Annotated in this window: 12 protein-coding genes; 3 read left to right on the top strand and 9 right to left on the bottom strand. The window is 64.1% G+C overall.

Annotated features, from left to right (window positions below; all coding sequences use genetic code 11):
• Window positions 1–14: 14 nt before the first annotated feature.
• From AC07ZH_RS13655 to AC07ZH_RS13645, 3 genes are all read right to left on the bottom strand, one after another.
• Entirely contained in the window at window positions 15–1,367 is a 1,353-nt protein-coding gene (locus AC07ZH_RS13655) for a Y-family DNA polymerase (RefSeq protein WP_495200194.1), read from the bottom strand.
• Entirely contained in the window at window positions 1,303–2,106 is an 804-nt protein-coding gene (gene imuA / locus AC07ZH_RS13650) for a translesion DNA synthesis-associated protein ImuA (protein ID WP_495200193.1), read from the bottom strand. Before imuA ends, AC07ZH_RS13655 begins: the two co-directional genes overlap by 65 nt.
• A gap of 268 nt (window positions 2,107–2,374) precedes the next feature.
• Window positions 2,375–3,265, bottom strand: coding sequence for a DUF72 domain-containing protein (locus AC07ZH_RS13645; RefSeq protein ID WP_495200192.1), 891 nt, complete (start codon window positions 3,263–3,265; stop codon window positions 2,375–2,377).
• 79 nt (window positions 3,266–3,344) lie between these two features.
• On the opposite strand from AC07ZH_RS13645, the gene AC07ZH_RS13640 reads away from it, so the two are divergent.
• The 3 genes from AC07ZH_RS13640 to AC07ZH_RS13630 all read left to right on the top strand — a co-directional run bounded on the left by AC07ZH_RS13640 (window position 3,345) and on the right by AC07ZH_RS13630 (window position 7,299).
• Window positions 3,345–3,653: a hypothetical protein gene (locus AC07ZH_RS13640; protein ID WP_495200191.1), complete on the top strand. Its 309-nt coding sequence runs from the start codon at window positions 3,345–3,347 to the stop codon at window positions 3,651–3,653.
• A 312-nt stretch (window positions 3,654–3,965) separates the two neighbouring features.
• A complete protein-coding gene (locus AC07ZH_RS13635; protein ID WP_495200190.1) occupies window positions 3,966–4,904 on the top strand; it encodes a PIN domain-containing protein in 939 nt (312 codons plus the stop codon).
• On the top strand, window positions 4,894–7,299 hold the full coding sequence (locus tag AC07ZH_RS13630; protein WP_495200189.1) for a hypothetical protein: 2,406 nt from the start codon (window positions 4,894–4,896) through the stop codon (window positions 7,297–7,299). Before AC07ZH_RS13635 ends, AC07ZH_RS13630 begins: the two co-directional genes overlap by 11 nt.
• Before the next feature lie 796 nt (window positions 7,300–8,095).
• On the opposite strand, the gene AC07ZH_RS13625 is transcribed toward AC07ZH_RS13630, so the two are convergent.
• The 6 genes from AC07ZH_RS13625 to AC07ZH_RS13600 form a co-directional block, all read right to left on the bottom strand.
• Window positions 8,096–9,289, bottom strand: coding sequence for an IS91 family transposase (locus tag AC07ZH_RS13625; RefSeq protein ID WP_495200188.1), 1,194 nt, complete (start codon window positions 9,287–9,289; stop codon window positions 8,096–8,098).
• Between the two features lie 10 nt (window positions 9,290–9,299).
• Window positions 9,300–10,175: a tyrosine-type recombinase/integrase gene (locus tag AC07ZH_RS13620; protein WP_495200187.1), complete on the bottom strand. Its 876-nt coding sequence runs from the start codon at window positions 10,173–10,175 to the stop codon at window positions 9,300–9,302.
• A 167-nt stretch (window positions 10,176–10,342) separates the two neighbouring features.
• Window positions 10,343–10,843 (bottom strand): DUF4411 family protein, encoded by a 501-nt coding sequence (locus AC07ZH_RS13615; RefSeq protein ID WP_495200186.1) that lies wholly within the window; start codon window positions 10,841–10,843, stop codon window positions 10,343–10,345.
• Complete coding sequence (locus tag AC07ZH_RS13610; RefSeq protein WP_495200185.1) at window positions 10,840–11,982, bottom strand: helix-turn-helix domain-containing protein; 1,143 nt, start codon at window positions 11,980–11,982, stop codon at window positions 10,840–10,842. Before AC07ZH_RS13610 ends, AC07ZH_RS13615 begins: the two co-directional genes overlap by 4 nt.
• Window positions 11,983–12,300: 318 nt before the next feature.
• Window positions 12,301–14,646: an ATP-dependent DNA helicase gene (locus AC07ZH_RS13605; protein ID WP_495200184.1), complete on the bottom strand. Its 2,346-nt coding sequence runs from the start codon at window positions 14,644–14,646 to the stop codon at window positions 12,301–12,303.
• Window positions 14,643–16,301 (bottom strand): VRR-NUC domain-containing protein, encoded by a 1,659-nt coding sequence (locus AC07ZH_RS13600; RefSeq protein WP_495200183.1) that lies wholly within the window; start codon window positions 16,299–16,301, stop codon window positions 14,643–14,645. The genes AC07ZH_RS13605 and AC07ZH_RS13600 overlap by 4 nt, the downstream gene beginning before the upstream one ends.
• Window positions 16,302–16,857 lie beyond the last annotated feature (556 nt).

Raw genomic sequence — 16,857 nt, 5'->3', positions numbered from 1 at the left:
AGTGACCACGCCGCTCATCCAAAGTGCCCGTGCAAAAACCAGGCCGTCTGCTCTCCCGCCAGCCGCTCCTGGTAAATCCACAGCACCCCCGCGTGGGGGCTCAAGGCCAGCCAGTAGTCGCGCTGGACGTTGAGCGGCTGCGCGTCGGCTCCCTCGCTGCTGCGGTGCCACCAGCCGCCCTCTACACGGTCAGGACCGAGCAGCATCTGCAAACGGCCCTGGTAAATGGGGGCGTGCTCGCGCTCGGGCAGGCGCAAGGGGTCCCTCAGCAGCCAGGTGGGCAGAGGAAGCGCATACGGCTTGCTGCTGCCGCTCGCGGGCGCCGGGGCACCCTGGGCCCTTTGGGGAGAGAGGGCCTCGAAGGCTTCTGCGCTCTCCCAGTGCTGCATCCATTCCAGGCGGTGGTCCTGGCGGAGCACCGGGCGGCGCACGCAGCCCGCCCCCAGGCGCGCCTGGATACGCTCGAGCGCCAGCGCAATGCCCGCGCTCTTGGAGGTGGTCTCTGGAAGCAGCGAGCGGCTGCATTCAACCACCGGCGCCACTTCGGCCGCGACCAGTTCGATGTCGCCGACGGGCGCAAGCAGCTTGGCCCTGTCCAGATGCTCCGAGAGGAGCCGGGCAAAGTGCGCCACGCTTTGCATGGGCTGCGCGGTGCGGATGGTGATCTCGCCTCTGGTGCCCGCGTCCTTGGGGCGCATGGCGTCGTGAAACCAGCGCAGCGTGAACGCGGTGGCGCCCAGGCGGCGCGCGCACAGCCATGCGGCCATCTGCACCAGCAGGCGGTGCGCGCCAAACAGCAGCCCGGGAGCGGTCTCGACCCGGGACATGAACTCCAGCCTCGCACAAAAGCGCTCGGGCAGCGTGAGCCACTCGTAGGCTTCGGGGCGCAGGCCATAGGCCTGGTCAAGCGCGGTGAGCAACTGCTTGTCGAAACGCCGCCCGAGTCCCCCGCGCGGCAGTGCCCGCACGTCGCCCAGCGTGCGGCAGCCGACGCGCGCCAAGGTGGCTTCGTGGCGGGCCACCTGGGTGAGCGAGGACAGTGGCAGGGCGTCGAGCAGCCTGGCCAAGGGGTGCATGAAGCCATCCCCGCGGCCGGTGCGGGCCAAGGCCAGGGCAGCGAGCCCCGTCGGTGCCCAGGTGATCTGTGCACCCAGCTCCGCGGCGCCGTCCTCCATCGCCTGGCGCAGCACCTCCAGGCCGCCAAACAGCCGCGCGCTGGCCTGCACCTCTGCCAGCACTGCCTCTTCGAGCACGGTCACCCTCGGTGTGAACTGGAGCGCCCAGACGCCGAGGGCGGCTGCATCAATGGGCGAGTGGGTGGGTGGGTGCGACGGGACGGGGAGCAACGCGGCCCAATGTCCGAGCATCGGCAGCCTCCAGTCGAGACGGTGGGGTGGTTGCGGGAGCGGGAGCAGCTGCCGGTGCAGGGATCCGGATCAGCCTGGGCGGCAGCACACCTGCCAATTGGCCGGGTATGGCTTGCAATTGCAGGGCCTTGTCCATCGAGGCGGCGCGGCGCTTTGTGATCCGCACCTCCAGTTGCCAACCTGTGCCCAGGGCAATGCAGAGGCGCAGCGGCGCCGATGACGCATCGCGCAGCGTCGTCACCGGTCGCAGCAGAAACACCGGTGCCTCGCAACCATGGGCTTGCACCTGAAGCCGTCGAATCTGCTCCGGCCTGGCCTGGGGAAGCCAGGAGACGATGGCGCCCGCCGGATCGGCCTTGATCAGCTGCTCGGTTGCCCAGAGGCGCTCTGCAGGGGTGGCGGCCTCTATCCAGACGACCTGGTCGACCGAGAGGCCGAGTTGGCATAACCCACCCACATGCGGCTCCTTGGGAGGCGCCACCAGGTACAGGCGACCGCGCTCCCGCGTGAACGCGGGAATGGCAGGGCCGAGCAGGCGCCACTCGCAAACCGCTGCTTGCGCCGTCAGGAGCTCGGTCAGGCTGCGCCTGGGCCAGCCCCCACCGGGCAACTGGGCATCGAGCGCAGCAAAGCCCGTGGGGACCGTGGCCGCAGCTTGCCCTCCGATCTCGGTGCCGCGCCAGAGCGCCTCTGCCACATGCGCTGGCAAGGGCCTGGGCTCTGGCGCGCACGGGCGCATGCCGACTGCTGGGTGCAGGTCAGACGCGTCGTCCCGGCAGGAAGGAAGGGGAATGGCGAGGGGCAAGACGTGGGCCGATAACTGTATGAAAGCACAGTATATGGCTGCATCGCAAGGGCATGCCAGGAGATTCTTGCTTCGGCCAGGGCGCTGCACTTGCCCTCCCGAGATTGATAGCAGGTGATGTTGGTGCGGCGCGCGGCGCACCCAGGATGGCCCCACCAGGACAAAACCCCCTCACCGTGATCGGGTATGCGGTGGCAGTTCATCAGACCACTGCCAGCAGCTCCCGAAACTCCCTCGCATTGAGCTGCGACTTGTCTTCCATGCAGTTGTTGAATACGGCGTGGGCGTACTTCACCGACCGGGCAACGGGAGAAAACCGCTGGGCCAGTGCCTGCAGTTCCTCGGAGTCGTAGGCATAGTCGAAGCGCTCAGCGGCCGTCTTGGCGGGCTTGCCATAGGCCAGCGCATTGCGCCCGTGCAGGCGCAGCAGGGCATGCTCGGGATGGGTGCTCTCCCATATGGCCGGCACGCTGTTCGCCGAGCCTTGGGGGCCATCGACGATCGTGTGCACGAGCCCGAGGCGTCGCAGCATGGCCAGGGTCTGGGCGGTGGCTTCTTCGCTCTCCCACCAGCTGGGGTTGCGAAACTCGATGCTCAGGGTGTGCCCTGGCAGCTGCTCCAGGCAGTGCTCGATGTGTTCCACGCCCTGTGGGTGGCGAGACACCGCGGGTGAGAACTGAAAGTGCACCAGGCCCAGCTTGCCGTTGGCCTGAAGCGGCACGAGCGAGGCGGCAAAGCGTCGCCACAGCTCGTCCCGCAATTCAGTGGCCATGTCCTTGTAGACCATCCTGCGCCCGGCCCCCAGGGCTTGTCTGATGTCCTTAGGCAACACGTCGGTGCTCGTCCACTGCCCGGTGAACAGGCTGAAGGCCTTGATGTTGAAAACGAATCCCGGCGGAGTGCGTTCCGCCCAGTGCTGGGCGGTGCTCACCGAGGGGATGGCGTAGTAGCTGGTATCGACTTCCACCAGGTTGAACTGGGAGGCATAAAAGCGCAGCCACGCTTCGGGCGACTTCGCGCTTGCCGGGTAGAACTTGCCGCTCTCCAGCAGCGTCTTGTCCGTCCAGGATGCCGTTCCGACCAGCCAGATCATGGGTACCTCCTCCGCGCATCCTAGCCACGTTCTTCTCGAGAAAGCTGTATATTTATCCAGCATTCACAGGAGAAGAACCATGGAAATCATCGAGTCCACCTACGCCGTCACCCTGCGCGACTACCCCGGAGAGCTCCCAGTCAAGGAGCGCATTGCAGCGGAGGTACGTTACGCCAAAGCGCTTGAAAAGCAGCTGGGCGGCCCCGAGCAGGTGGCTGCTGCTCTCAAGACCATGACCAGCCTGGAGGATTCCGCGCCGGAGGTGGTCTCCGCGGGGGACCTTACGCTGCTCAAGACATGGGGCAAGGCGAGCGTTGCGGCCAAGCAAGCTGGGTTCAGGGATCTGGGTGAGGGGGACGGTGCGTACTTCGAAGTGCGGTTGGCATGAAGCGCCTGGATGCGCTAACGCTGGTGGATCGCGTTGCCTCAGCATTTTGATGCTGCGCTGGACGGATTGCTTTTCTTTCCTCCGTATGAACAAGCCGCTGAGATCGCCTTCGGGCGCATGGCAAGCCCTGTGTCCACAGAGGCTGACAGCCGAAGTTCACCAAGGGCGGCTTTTGCGGTATCTCAGCTGTTGTGCAGCAGATTAAACGGACTTTGCATAGCGCCTCCGACAGCAGTTGCGAAAATCGGCCTGTCGACGTAATGCCGGCCCCTATCATCGGGACATTCAGTCTGAGCCTCCGCGTCGCAGTTCATGGACCTTTTCCACATCATCTTCGACACAAGCCTGCTGCGTCAGACGCCATTCGGACACCCCAACTTTGGCCGTTTACTGAGGCGCGTGCAGCAAGGCGTGGCCAAGCTCTACATCCCGCTGATCGCACTGGAGGAGCGCCGGACCCAAGTTCTGGACGACTACGACCAAGTGATCGTCGCGGCGAATTCGAAGCTCGGCGAACTCAAGGGTGGGTCACTCGGCATGATCTGCGACGGCCTGGTCAACCCAGACCTTCGGGTGCCCAGCCGCGCCGAACTGGATCGGCACTCGGTCGAGGTCCTCAGGAAGTACCTGGCCGCCAACAAGATCGAGGTGCTGCCGTTCACAGGCGAGCACGGCGAGAGAGCCTGGGCCAGGTACTTCAACGTCAGCCCGCCGTTCAATGGCAAAGAGAAACGGGAGAACCGGCGCAAGGACATCCCGGACTCTTGGATCTTCGAAGCTGCGCTGGACGTCAAGGCGAAGGCTGGACGCCACATCGCCCTGGTTCGGGACGGAAAACTCGAAGGGGCGCTGCGTGACGACGGCTTCGAGATCTGGAGCGACATCGAGTTGCTCGATACCGCCATCGAGGAAGCCACCGCCGTCGTACCTATCAGGGCCAAGCCGCCAGCTGTTGCGGCAGTTCCGCTGAATCAACTGCGCAGCAAGAAGTTCGAGAACCTCGATCGCATCGTACTGGGCATGATCGACGCATGGGAAACGCCACTTAAGGACGTGCTGTTCGAGAAGCTGGAGGTGCTCGGTATCCCAAGGGAATTCGCTGAGCACGAGGCAAGGACGCTCGAGCTGTCCGGCGTGTTGCAGGACACAGGCAACCGCTACCTGCCCACGAATCCAGAAACAGCCCGCCTCGCTGCGGAAGACCCCCTCGTGCAAGACCTTTTGTTGAAGGCGCTCGACCATGAACCTTGAACTGCGCGTCGCGACACTGTCCAAGCTTATGGCCAACCCGTCCACCGCAGTCCAGAAGCGTCTGGACGAAGAGCTTCGCCGCGTGGAAGCCGTCCTGGAAAGCGGTACCGACTACGACGAACTCAGGGGCGCGTTGAAGATCCTCAGTGTCCTGGCACCGAACTATCACGGCGCCGTCATACCCGCGCTCGTGACTTTCGCGCGCACGCTGCCGGCGCGTGTGTTGACCGATGCCGGTGAACCGATCAACGCACGCGGGTACCGTTCAGCAGCAGAACTGATCGGCGAAGCGATCGACGTCCCCAACGCGATCCGATACGCACAGTTGGATGTGATGGTGGACTTTCTGTTGGAGCTGACGCGGTCGCCAGACGAGGAAGTCGTCAGTAAGGCCCAGACAGCGCTGCAACGTCTCGCGACCATCGACCTAGACTACTTCCCTACGCTGGGTGTTGAACCCCAGAAGAGCCTCGTCAACAAGCTGGCCGGCCTCAGCGACGAGCAACTGGTAGCCGATGCTCAGGCGATCTTTGGCGTCATCAACACGGTGCTGTCGCCTTCCATGGAAGGCCAGCATTGGGCGTACAACGCGGTGACCATCTCGCGCGGCAGCGTGCCGGGCAACGCCGACGTCGCCGGCATGCGTGCCAGCTCCATCGCGCTGCTGAAGCGGATGTATCCGCTCAAGGACGCCGTCCGCTACAGGGAGAGCGTCATCAACGCGCTGAATGCTGCGACCCATCGAGAGCGGAGTTCTCAAGACGCTGAAACTGCAGAGATGTTCCAGCGGGACGCCATCGACGTGCTGGATTTCTGGCGAGGTCTTGTGCCGACGGAGGCGATGCCGCTGGTCCAGGACATCGAGCACCACGGCTACTGGAATTACTTTCACGCCGCTTCCTCCGAGGTCGCCAACGCGGCGCTGACGATCCGCGATGCTATCGCCCTACACGACGAGTACCAGATCTACAAGCAGTTGATCGGCTTCGAGGGCATATTCGGAGATTGGGAAAAGCTCAAGACGCGCGAAGAGGAATGGGACTACAGCAACACCAACCGCCAGCAGGCCGCCCGCGGATACGTCGACGCCATCAACGACGGCAACCGAGCTGTGTGGCGGGACCGCATTCTGGAGTTCTCGAAGACCGAGTCCGATGACCTCGCCACCTTCCCGGTGTACTACGATTTCCTGGACCTGCTGGCTCGCCAGCAGCCCGATCTCGCGCTGGAGCTTGTGACCAAAAACGAGGCGGTCATGCAGCCGTTTCTGATACCGCTGCTGGGCGGTCTGCAGTTCAGCGACCGAGAAAAGGAAGTCGGCGAAGTCATCGACCGTTGGCTGGTTGAAGGTATGCACCTCGTCGCCATCGCGAAGTCGCTCTTCAAAGTCGGACCCGCCCGCTTGGACATGTTGGCGACCGTCTTAGCTCGTGCTGAGGAGTTGGATCAGCGCGAGGCATTGAGCATCGCCATGGGTGTCGCAGCCACGCTTCACGGCCAAGGGTGCGCCGAGGCGAAGGACGTGTTCATAAGGGGGCTACGGGCCCTCGCGAAACACCACGACGCCCGGTGGGCCAAGGTGTTCTGGTTTGGCCGGGAGTTCAAGACGCTGGTCGCCGCGATGGAGAAGTCGGATCGCGATGAGGTGTTGGCCAGCCTGGTCAACTTGCAGGAACTCGACTACCAGACAGAGGAGGTCCTTCGTGCCGTCGGCGAGATAGATATCGACGCCGTATTCGGCTTCCTGTCTTCGAGACTGAAGGTCGAGGTGGACGAACGGCGTCAGCGTCGGGCGGAAGGTCGCAGCGTGCTCGAAGACAAGTTTGAGGCGATTCCCTACCAGTTGCATGGCCTCAACAAGCTGCTTCAGAAGCATCCTAGCAAGTTGCTCCGACTTCTTCGCGAGAACTTCGACGACATGGATGTGCGTTCGATGTTTCCATATCGTGGCGGCGCCAAGCTGGTGAAGGCGGTGTTTCCGAACTTCGACCAGCCGCTCCCAGCTCTACTGCTTGAACTGGTGGTACGTGGCGCCGAGGATGACATCGAGTTCGTCCTGGCCATCACGCGCGCATACGGTGGCGGCGCCCCCATCCTGGAGATCTGCAAGGCGATCGTGAAGGCAGTGCCGGAACAGTCGACGGTATGGAATGAGGTGGCTGCTGCGTTGGAGACAACTGGCATCGTCATGGGCGAGTACGGCATGGTTCAAGCTTACCAACGCAAGCGCGACGAAATCGGCGCTTGGAAGACTGAAGAGAACGAGCGGCTCCGAACGTTTTCAGCGTGGCTGACCGAGCAGTTGGACCGCAGGATCGACGCCGAACAACAACGCGCAGACGAGAGCCTAGCTCTCCGCAAGTACCAATACGGCGTGGGCAGCGAAGGCGATTGATCCGCCTACGAAAGCGCAGCTGGCGCGCGCGGCTGCCCTTGCGCGTTTACTGCGGCTCGATCATTCAAGGGGTGCCACCATCCACCGTCTTCCGACCGGAGGAAGTCCAACCGCCGGGAGGGGCGCAGCTCGCCTTGGGCTGCCGCAGGAAGGAGTCCGCCTCAATGGTGGCGACTTTGGGCTCGCCCTTCGAGGCATGGATTCGCACAGCGCTGAACCAGGCCGGCGCTACGAAGCGTCGTCGACGCAGTAATGGGGTGTGCGACGGTCAACCTGGTTTGAACGGCAGCTGTCGGGCGTCGATTTAATCATTGTCAAAGGCAGCAGTCGCTGCACTCCCGTCCCAGAATCAGGAAGTCGGTTCAAGGCTGAATTCAGACGTTCAAACCAAATGGATGCGTGACGGCTACTGTTTAGGGTTGTGGGATACCTGCCCGGAACTGACGGCCAAGCGACGATCGCGCACGACCTGAGGGCAGGTGTCGCACAAGCCTCGATGGAGGAAACCGCGGAGAACGCCACCGCTGGTGTTCAGGGCCAAAACGCTATGGGGATTCGGGCAGCGGCGTGACACATCACAGTCTGTATACAGGCGGTGCCAATGCGTCGTTGTGTGCCGTCGTGCGTGGACGTGCGTGGACGTGCGTGGACGTGCCTGGAGCATTGTCGATGAAGCGCATGCTGCCGAGCGCGACACAAGCAATGCCGGGCCGTTTGCAGCGACACGCGCGCCTCGGCCCTGCCGACGGACTCATGCGCATCGACATCGAAGACAAGTGTTGGTGCAGGGAACTGTTCATGATGGAGGCGGCGCGCGAATCGCCTGCCCGCGCATGAAACTCTGCAGGATGGTCATCGCATGGCCGCAGTGCCGGCAGACGAAGGCCGGTGGCGCTGCGTTGGGCCGCACGTCGGCTGGCTCGTCGTTGCTGAGTGTGGCAGCTTGCGCCGGGTCGACACGCAACAACTCGCGCGCCAGTGCAAGGCTCTCCTTGCGAGTGCCGTTGGCCAGCAACCCATAGTGCCGGATGCGATGGAAACCGCTGGGCAGCACATGCAGCAGGAATCGGCGTATGAACTCCTCGGGCGCCAGTGTCATGGCCTTGAGGCGCGTTCGCCCCTTGGCGCGGTAGTCCTTCCAGCGGAAACTCACCCCGCGCTCATCCATCGCAAGAAGTCGGCCGTTAGAGATGGCCACCCGGTGCGTGTAGCGCGACAGGTAGGCCAGAACGGCCTGGGGGCCAGCAAACGGCCGCTTGGCGTAGACCACCCACTCGCAGTGGCGCATCGGTGCCAGCCACTTGTTGAAGCAGGCACCATCAGCCAACGTCGCAAGTTCGCCGAAGAACCTCAACCGACCCACTTGGTGCAGGCGCAACAGCTCTTCAAGAAAACGCCGTCGCATCAACCTGGACAGCACGCGTACCGGCAGGAAGAAGCCCGGCCTGCAGGCCACCCAAGACTGGCCGTCAGGTGCGAACCCGCCGCCTGGCACGATGCCGTGCACATGCGGGTGGTGCGTCAGTGCCGAACCCCAGGTGTGCAGCACCAGCGTTGCGCCGATGCGCGCACCCAGATGCTTGCAGTCTGCAGCGATGGTCTGCAGCACTTCGGCGGCTACGTCGAACAGCAATCCGTAGAGTTCAGCCTTGTTCTGGTACGCCAGATCAGCAATGGGCGCGGGCAGCGTGAAGACCACGTGGTAATACTCCACTGGTAGCAGATCCGCCTGGCGGGCATCAAGCCAGCGCTTGGCCGCAGCGCTTTGGCACTTGGGGCAGTGGCGGTTGCGGCAGGAGTTGTAGGAGATCGGCTCGGCGCCGCAGCCATCGCAGCGCAAGACGTGTCCACCCAGTGCCGCCGTGCGGCACTGCTCGATGGCCGACATGACCTTGAGCTGAGCCAGACTCAAGTGGCCGCGCTGGCGCTCACGCCAGGCAGCACCGTGCTTGAGGAAGATGTCGGCGACCTCCAGAGCAGGTCGCTGCACGAGCGCACCTTCAGGCGGCTGGCATGGGCTCCAGCGGGCCGATCACCTCACGCAGCAGGTCGGTGGCTACGTGGGCGTAGATCGATGTGGTCTCCAGCTTCTTGTGCCCCAGCAGCACCTGGATCACGCGAATGTCAACCTTGCGCTCAAGCAGATGCGTGGCAAAGCTGTGGCGCAGGGTGTGGGTGTTGACGCGCTTGTGAATCCCTGCGGCCTCGGCCACAGCATGAACCGCGCGGTTGAGCTGGCGAATCGAGAGCGGGTCCATGGGCGCCATGCCCGGGAACAGCCAACCGCCGGGCAGCATCTTGCCCTGGGCATGGCCGAGGCGCCACCAGGTGCGCAGGCGCTGCAGCAAAACTGGGCTGAGCATGGCGTAGCGGTCTTTGGCACCCTTGCCCTGCTCCACGCGCAAAGTCATGCGCTGGCTGTCGACATCAGTGACCTTCAGGCTGACGACCTCGCTGGCGCGAAGACCTGCGCCATAGGCCACCGACAGAGCCACCTGGTGCTTGATGTTGCGGGCCGCAGCGAGAAGGCGCGAGACTTCCTCGCAGCTCAGGACCACAGGCAAGGTGCGAGGGAGCTTCACAGGTTGCATCTTTGCCATCAGCTCGATGCGCCCCAGCGTGATGTCGAAGAAGAACTTCAGTCCGGTGAGCGTGGCGTTGAGCGTCACGGGGGATGAACCCGTGTCCACCAGATGGAGTTGGAAATTGCGCAGATCCTCTACCGTGGCCGTGTCGGGCGAGCGCTTGAGGTAAGCGGCGAGCTTGCGCACGCCGCGGATGTAGGCCTCTTGCGTGCGAGGCTCCAGCTTGCGCATTCGCATGTCCTCAAGCATGCGTTGGCGCAGCGGCGAGATGGGTTGGGCCGAAGGGATCATGATCGTGCTCCTGTCGAAGAACGAGGCCGATTGCCTCACTCGCCAACATAGACAGGGGCGCGATGTTTACCCAGCGTCAGGGCCTTCGCGGCGGACTACCGCGCGAGCGGTTTAGTCCCCTGCGCACAAAGGAGACGGTCGCTATTGGCATGGGTTTGTTGCCCCATTCAGTCCGCGAGGACAAACCTGGCGTCCGTTCGACTTAGCAGTTCGAAGGTGTCGATCCAGGCCACGCCAACGTGCTGGCACACGTTCGGAATGCTGTACTTGCGTCGCATCTGGACGTTGAACTGCTCGTGGGTCACGATGACAGCATCTTGCGTGGTCATCGCCTTGGCAATAAGCCAGGGGTCTGCGCCGTCCAAGAACTCTTCAAGGGCCCCGGCCTTCATCGCCGTGGCCTGGGAGGCCACATGCGCAGCGACTTGGGCAAAGGCATGCTGCGTAGCCTCATCAGAGACGGGCAGGAAAAGCCCAGCCTGATTCTTGGCCCATTCCGCAAGTTCGTCGTTGCCTCGCCTTAGTTCGACACCGACGGGTTCGATGCTGGACACCACGCCGGCACCATGGCTGCGCTGCACCCAGCTCCAATAGGCAGGGCAGACCGTCATGCGGTAGTAGCGGTTCTTCGCTTCGATCAGCGTATTGGCGTCAAGCAAATAGGTCATGCGCCGAGCTGCTCTGCGAAGTCACGGATTTTCGATGGCTGGACGCCCAGCAGTTTACCGGCATCGCGCAGCAGCAGACGGCCGCTGAATGCTTCGGCGATGACCGCTCTGGCGAAACGGGCGCTGTTCTTGGCCCCGGCGTTCCGATAGAAGCTGCCCCCGCCGCCCTCTGCGGCGCGGAAGGCATCGAGCTCCGCCCGGTAAAAAGTCGAGTACGTTGCGTGATCGACAAGGCCCATATCTAAGGCGCGGCGGATGATGACGAAACGGCTCACGTGAAATCGCTGCGCAAGCTCGGCCACGCGAACGGCCAAGTCTTGCATAGCCGCCGCCCACATCTCGCCAAAGATAGCAGATGGCGCGAGGAACTCACCCGCGACGCCGTTGCAGACAACCTCTTCACGACGGGTGCTGCCAGGCACTACATTGGAAATCCCGCTGCTGCCGAGCCAGATGTGGGCTAGCTCATGCATCAGCGTGAACAGTCGGGCCGATGGTGCATCGGAAGAGTTGATGAAAACGACTGGCGCCAACGGGTGGCTGATGGCAAATCCTCGAAACTCGCCCACGTCGAGCTTACGATGCGTGTTGTTGCCGACAATGCCGCTGCGCATCACCAGCACCCCGGCACGCTCCGACGCCTCAATCAACTCGCGATAGTACGCTTCCCAGTTGCGCTGCCCTTGCTCGACATCCATACCGAGCACATCACGGATGTCCTGGGCTATCCGCACCACGCTGGAGTTCGTGTTGAAGCGCCCTACAAATGGCAAGGACTCGGCGCCTTGGTCCTGGAGGTACTCTGCGAACCAGGCCTGCCGCTGCATGGCATGCTGGACCGTTTCCATTAGGTCGACGCCGGGCCGACCGGCAGGGGCTCCACCCACGGTGCGCAGATCGGGCAGCACGGGCTCATCAGCAGGGGCCTCGGGCAAGAAAAGGTAGCCGAACGGCGCATGCAGCGCGCTTGCGACATGCTGCGCCTGCCTGAAGGTCGGCTGAACGTCACCTTTCTCCCATCGCTGGAACTGTTCGGGCTTCACACCGGCAGCAAGAGCTGCCTCGTTCATGTCCAGTCCGACACGGCCACGCGCCCAGCGAAGCATTGCCGGGTTGATCAGAGCGTGAGCATGGGCCATATAGTGATTTTATGGAAACGGAGGCATCTTACGGCTCGGGGCAAGCGAGAATCGCCCAGAGTGATGTCGAGTATGCCGATGCATTCAAATAACTTCCCATCGCTCCGGGAGACCGCTTACGAGCTCCCGCCAGTTGTGAATACCGAGCAGAGATGCGCAATTGGAGCACCCCTGGTACTGCTGAGGGCGTATTGACCCAATGGCGGCAATGCGCCCAAGACTGTCAGTTCGACTCGTGGCCGCCGCTGACCGCCATCGCTGCCAAACAGACATTCCCCTTCGTGGTGCGAGGGTCCTGGGCAGAGAGGGGCTTGCGCCTTACCAGGAGGGAGCGGTACCCGGGGCCTCCCTTTCCTGCTCTCGCACTTGCCACCAGCGCGGCAGCAAGGCCTGAATCCCCGCCTGCCGGTAGCGATCATCTATAAGAAAAACACTGCCCTGGTCCTGTTCGCTGCGGATGACCCGCCCCGCCGCCTGCACCACCTTGCGAAGGCCCGGGTAGAGGTAGGTGTAGTCGTAGCCTCTGTCTGATCCGAAGTGCCGATCCATGGCGCGCTTCATTTGCTCGTTGACGGGATTGACCTGCGGCAGCCCTAGCGTGGCCACGAAGGCACCAATGAGGCGCCGGCCTGGCAGATCCACGCCTTCGGAGAACGACCCTCCCAATACCGCAAAGCCGATGCCCTGCCCCTGCTCGGTAAAGCGCGCGAGGAAGGCCGTGCGGCTCTCCTCATCCATGCCGCGGGTCTGCAGCCACAGCGGCAGCTGCGGATGGCGCCGCCCGGTGTGCTCAGCCACCTGCTGCAGGTAGTCGAAGCTGCTGAAAAAGCACAGGTAGTTGCCCGGCTGGCGCTGATACTGCTGCGCCACCAGATCCGCGATCGGACCGAGCGAATGGTCCCGATCCCGAAACCGCGTGGAGATATGGCCCACGGTGCGTACGCTCAGTTGCGCCGCTTCAAAGGGCGCCTCCACCTCGATCCAGCCGGTGTCCTGCGGCAGCCCCAGCATGTCGCGGTAAAACCGCGGCGGTGCCAGCGTGCCCGAGAACAGCACCGTGGCATGGGCCGCGGCATGGCGCGCCGCCAGGTGCGGTGCCGGGACCACATTGCGAATGCACAGTGTCGAGGCAGCTGCTCGGCTGCGCCCGCCAAGTGCGGTGCCCTGGCGCAGTAGGGTCACATCGAACAGCGCGTGGCCACCGAACTGCTCGGCCAAGGCCATGAACTGCAGCGCCTCCCAGTAGAAGGCAAGCACGGGGTCCTTGGGCGGCAGTGGCTGATCGGCCAGGGTGTCGGCAATGGCGCCCACGGCGCGCTGCAGGGCACTGAGCAGCGCGCCAGGCACTTCGTCATAGGCCCGGTAGGCGACAGCCTGCTCTTTGGTCAGGGCATTCCAGCTGCGGTGCAGCCGATCAAGCGCCTTGCACACTCCTGCGCCGGCCGCCTGGCGGGCATCGGCCAGCGCAAATGCAGAAAGCTCTGCCGTGTACATGCGCCGCGCGCGTTCTACCAGGTTGTGCGCTTCGTCCACCAGCACCCCGACCTTCCATAGCCGCTCCTGCGTCAGCGCATGGAGCACGGCTGCGCTGGCGTAGTAGTAGTAGTGGTAGTCGGCCACCACCACATCGCTCCACAGCACCAACTCCTGCGCCAGGTAGTAGGGGCAGATCTGATGCGCGAGCGCCAGGGTACGCAGGGCGGGCGCATCCCAGGGCTGGGGGAGCTCCAGGGCTGCGGCCCGAGCCGCCGGCAGCCGGTCGTAAAAGCCCCGCGCCAGCGGGCAGGACTCGCCATGGCAGGCCTTGTCCGGGTGTTCGCACGTCTTCTCGCGCGCCTGCAGGTCCAGCACCCGCAGTGCCGGGCCCCCAGGCTGCGCCGCAAGCTGTTGGTTCACGCTCGCCAGCGCCTGCAGCGCCAGGCCGTGGCCCGTGCCCTTGGCGGTCAGGAAGAACAGCTTGTCCAGCCCCCGGCCGGCACTGGCCTTGAGCATCGGAAAAATCGTCCCCAGCGTCTTGCCGATGCCCGTCGTTGCCTGTGCCATCAGGCAGCCCCCGCCCGCATCGGCGCGTGCGTAGCGGTAGACGGCCACCGCCAGTTCGCGCTGCCCCGCCCGAAACCGCTCCATCGGAAACCGCAGCGCTTCCAGTGCCGCATCCTTTGCCTGCCGATGGGCGGCCTCGCTGCGCGCCCAGCCGAGGAAACAAGCGCACTGCTCCTCGAAGAAGGTCTGCAGCGCCGCGGCCTCATGGGTCTCCACCAGCACCGTTTCTTCTTCGGATCCGACATGGAAGTACACCAGCGCCACGCGCAGCTGTGCCAGCCCCAGTGCCTGGCACAGCAGATGCCCATAGATCCGGGCCTGGGCCCAGTGCAGCGCGCGGTGGTGGGGCCGCACGCCCTCGAGCGTTCCCTGGTAGGTCTTGATCTCCTCGAGCTGCATGGCTTGCGGATCAAAGCCATCGGCGCGGCCGCGCACCTGCAAGTCCTGGTACTGGCCCGTCAGGCTGACCTCACTCTCGTAGCCCTCACCCCGGCGCGAGCGCACCAGGTCGTGCCCCACCATACCCTCAAGTGCACTGGGCGCTGGAGCAAAGCGCAGATCCAGGTCTCCCGTGCGCGCCGTGAATTCGCACAGCGCACGCACGGCCACGGAGTAGCTCATGGGGCGCACTCCAGGCGTTGGGCCTCACGCCAGCGCACATGGCACACGCGCACCGGGATGCCTTGCATGGTGCAGTACTGCAGCCAGCGGATCTGGTTGTCCTGCAGCTTGTCGCCGGGGCCCTTGACCTCCACCAGCTCATAGCGGCGCTCGGCCGGCCAAAAGCGCACCAGGTCGGGAAACCCTGTGCGGTTGGCGCGCACGTCACACAGCAGCCGCCGAAAAAACAGCTTCAGGTGGGCCGCAGGGATGCAGTCCAGGGCCAGCCGCAGCAAAGGCTCGCTCAGAGCGCCCCAGAACACGAACGGCGACTGCACGCCCTGCTTGCTGGCAAAGCGCTCCATGATGAGGCCCCGGTAGCTGTCGTCATCGAGCCGCGCCAGGCACGCGTCGAACGCGGTCGCGCGCCGCAGCACGAAATCGGGCGCGCCCAGGTCCGCCGGAGCGCTTTGGAATGGGTGGAAAAACGCGCCGGGTAGCGCCATGAACACCGCCGGCCAGCACAGCAGACCGAACAGCGAGTTGATGAGCGCGTTCTCGACATAGAACACGGGGGCGCCTTCGCTGTGCCAGTGGCCCTGAAGCGCGTATTCAACAGAGCCCTGCGTGAATGGCAGCTCCACGTCCATGCGTGCCTCAGCCGTAGGCAACACCAATCTGGCTACGGCCGGGCCACCCTGCCCCAGCCGGCGCCGCAGGCGCACCAGCATGCGCGCGACGCGCTGGCTTTCTTCATCGCTCTCGGGGGTTTCCTCAGCCGCCAGGGCCAAGGCCATCGCATCGCCAAAGCGCTCCATGCGTTCGTACACGCGCATGCGCCGGTGGCGCGCCCCTGGGTAGCAGCTCAATGCATAGGCCCGCTCGGCGTGCGACCAGTCCTGCGAGCGCTCACACGCTTGACCGATGCGCAGCAGCAGCTTGGCCCGGCGCTGTTCGATCCACGGATTGCGGCTGGTGCAGCGCGCGGCAGATTGCAGCAAACCATCGCGGTCCTGACCCTCGTCAAGCGCCTGGCGGCAGGCGTGCAAGGCCAGGTAGGCGTCCACATCGCCCCGTGCCTGAAAGGCGCGCGAGGCAGCATCAAAAGCGACGGCTTCGTATTTGAAGATCCCCAGGTCGGCCAAGACGAACTCGGACCAGGTCTGGCGCAGGTTGCCGAAGAACATCAGCCGCAGGCGTTCGCACAGCTGGCCCACCATCACGCGCCAGGCGGGGTCGGGCGCCTGCGGGCTCCATTCGCTAAAGGGCTGCGCCGCCGTCTGCTGGAGTTGGAGCGCCTGCAGCATCTCGGCTTTGCGCATGCCGGCGTGGAGCGGTGCGCCGAAGCGTTGCAAAAGTTCTGCCTTCGTGTGCAGCGCGAACCACTCGTCCAGCTCCATAGGCTGCAGGGCGTCCAGCCATCCCAGCGCCAGCAGCGGCTCTGCCGCACTGAGGGTGTCCGGAATCTCTTCGTACTCCAGTTTGCCTGCACGAAACCAGGGCCCGCGGCGCATCAGCATGCGCACCATCAACGCCTGCGAATACAGAGGCAACTGGCCAAACTGCACAAGAAAACGCTGCTCCGCCTCGACCAGCAGGTCGCCATAGCGCTCGCCAATCCACGCCAGTGCGCGCTGGAAGTTGTGCAGGTAGTAGTAGCGGTGGACGGGGAGCATGGGCCCGGGTGGAATCCAATAACTGATCTTTTATACAGCAATTCGAGCATGGGGGACGCAGGATTGAGCTGGCGGGAGCGATTCGGCAGCCGCGCCTGCGGGACCGCCGCCACGCTGATGGGACGCCGCCCCACACCGCGCAACCAGTAGGCGTTACTTTTTCTTGCACTTCCGCGCAATGCTCCTACAATGGAGATCCCGGCCCGTCTGGGATTCCATGAATACGTTGCCATGTCCACCCTGGATGGCAACGCTAAAAATGCGGTAGAACTAGGGCACTGGCGCGAGCCATGGCCACAGAAGATTGAGAATTATTGAGGCGCGCCAACACGCAAGTGCGGCGCGCCATGGCCCGAGTCATTGGGCATCGTTATCGTGTCCAAAACCTTTGGGCACTGAGTCCGCGCGCCGCACTTGCGTGTCGGCGCGCCGTCCAAAAAGCCTGTCGCACAGACGAGGTTGGGTTTTTTGTTGCCCCGGCAGTCACCCGACCAGCGCCCACGGCGCGCTAAGTCTGACAGCAGCACTCCGCGTGTGCTCGCCTTGCGTCCTCAGG

It is taken from the genome of Simplicispira sp. GW247-4R2A (genome assembly GCF_059424465.1).
Note: the sequence above shows the minus strand (reverse complement) of the source record. Positions and strands in the feature narration are given on the sequence as shown.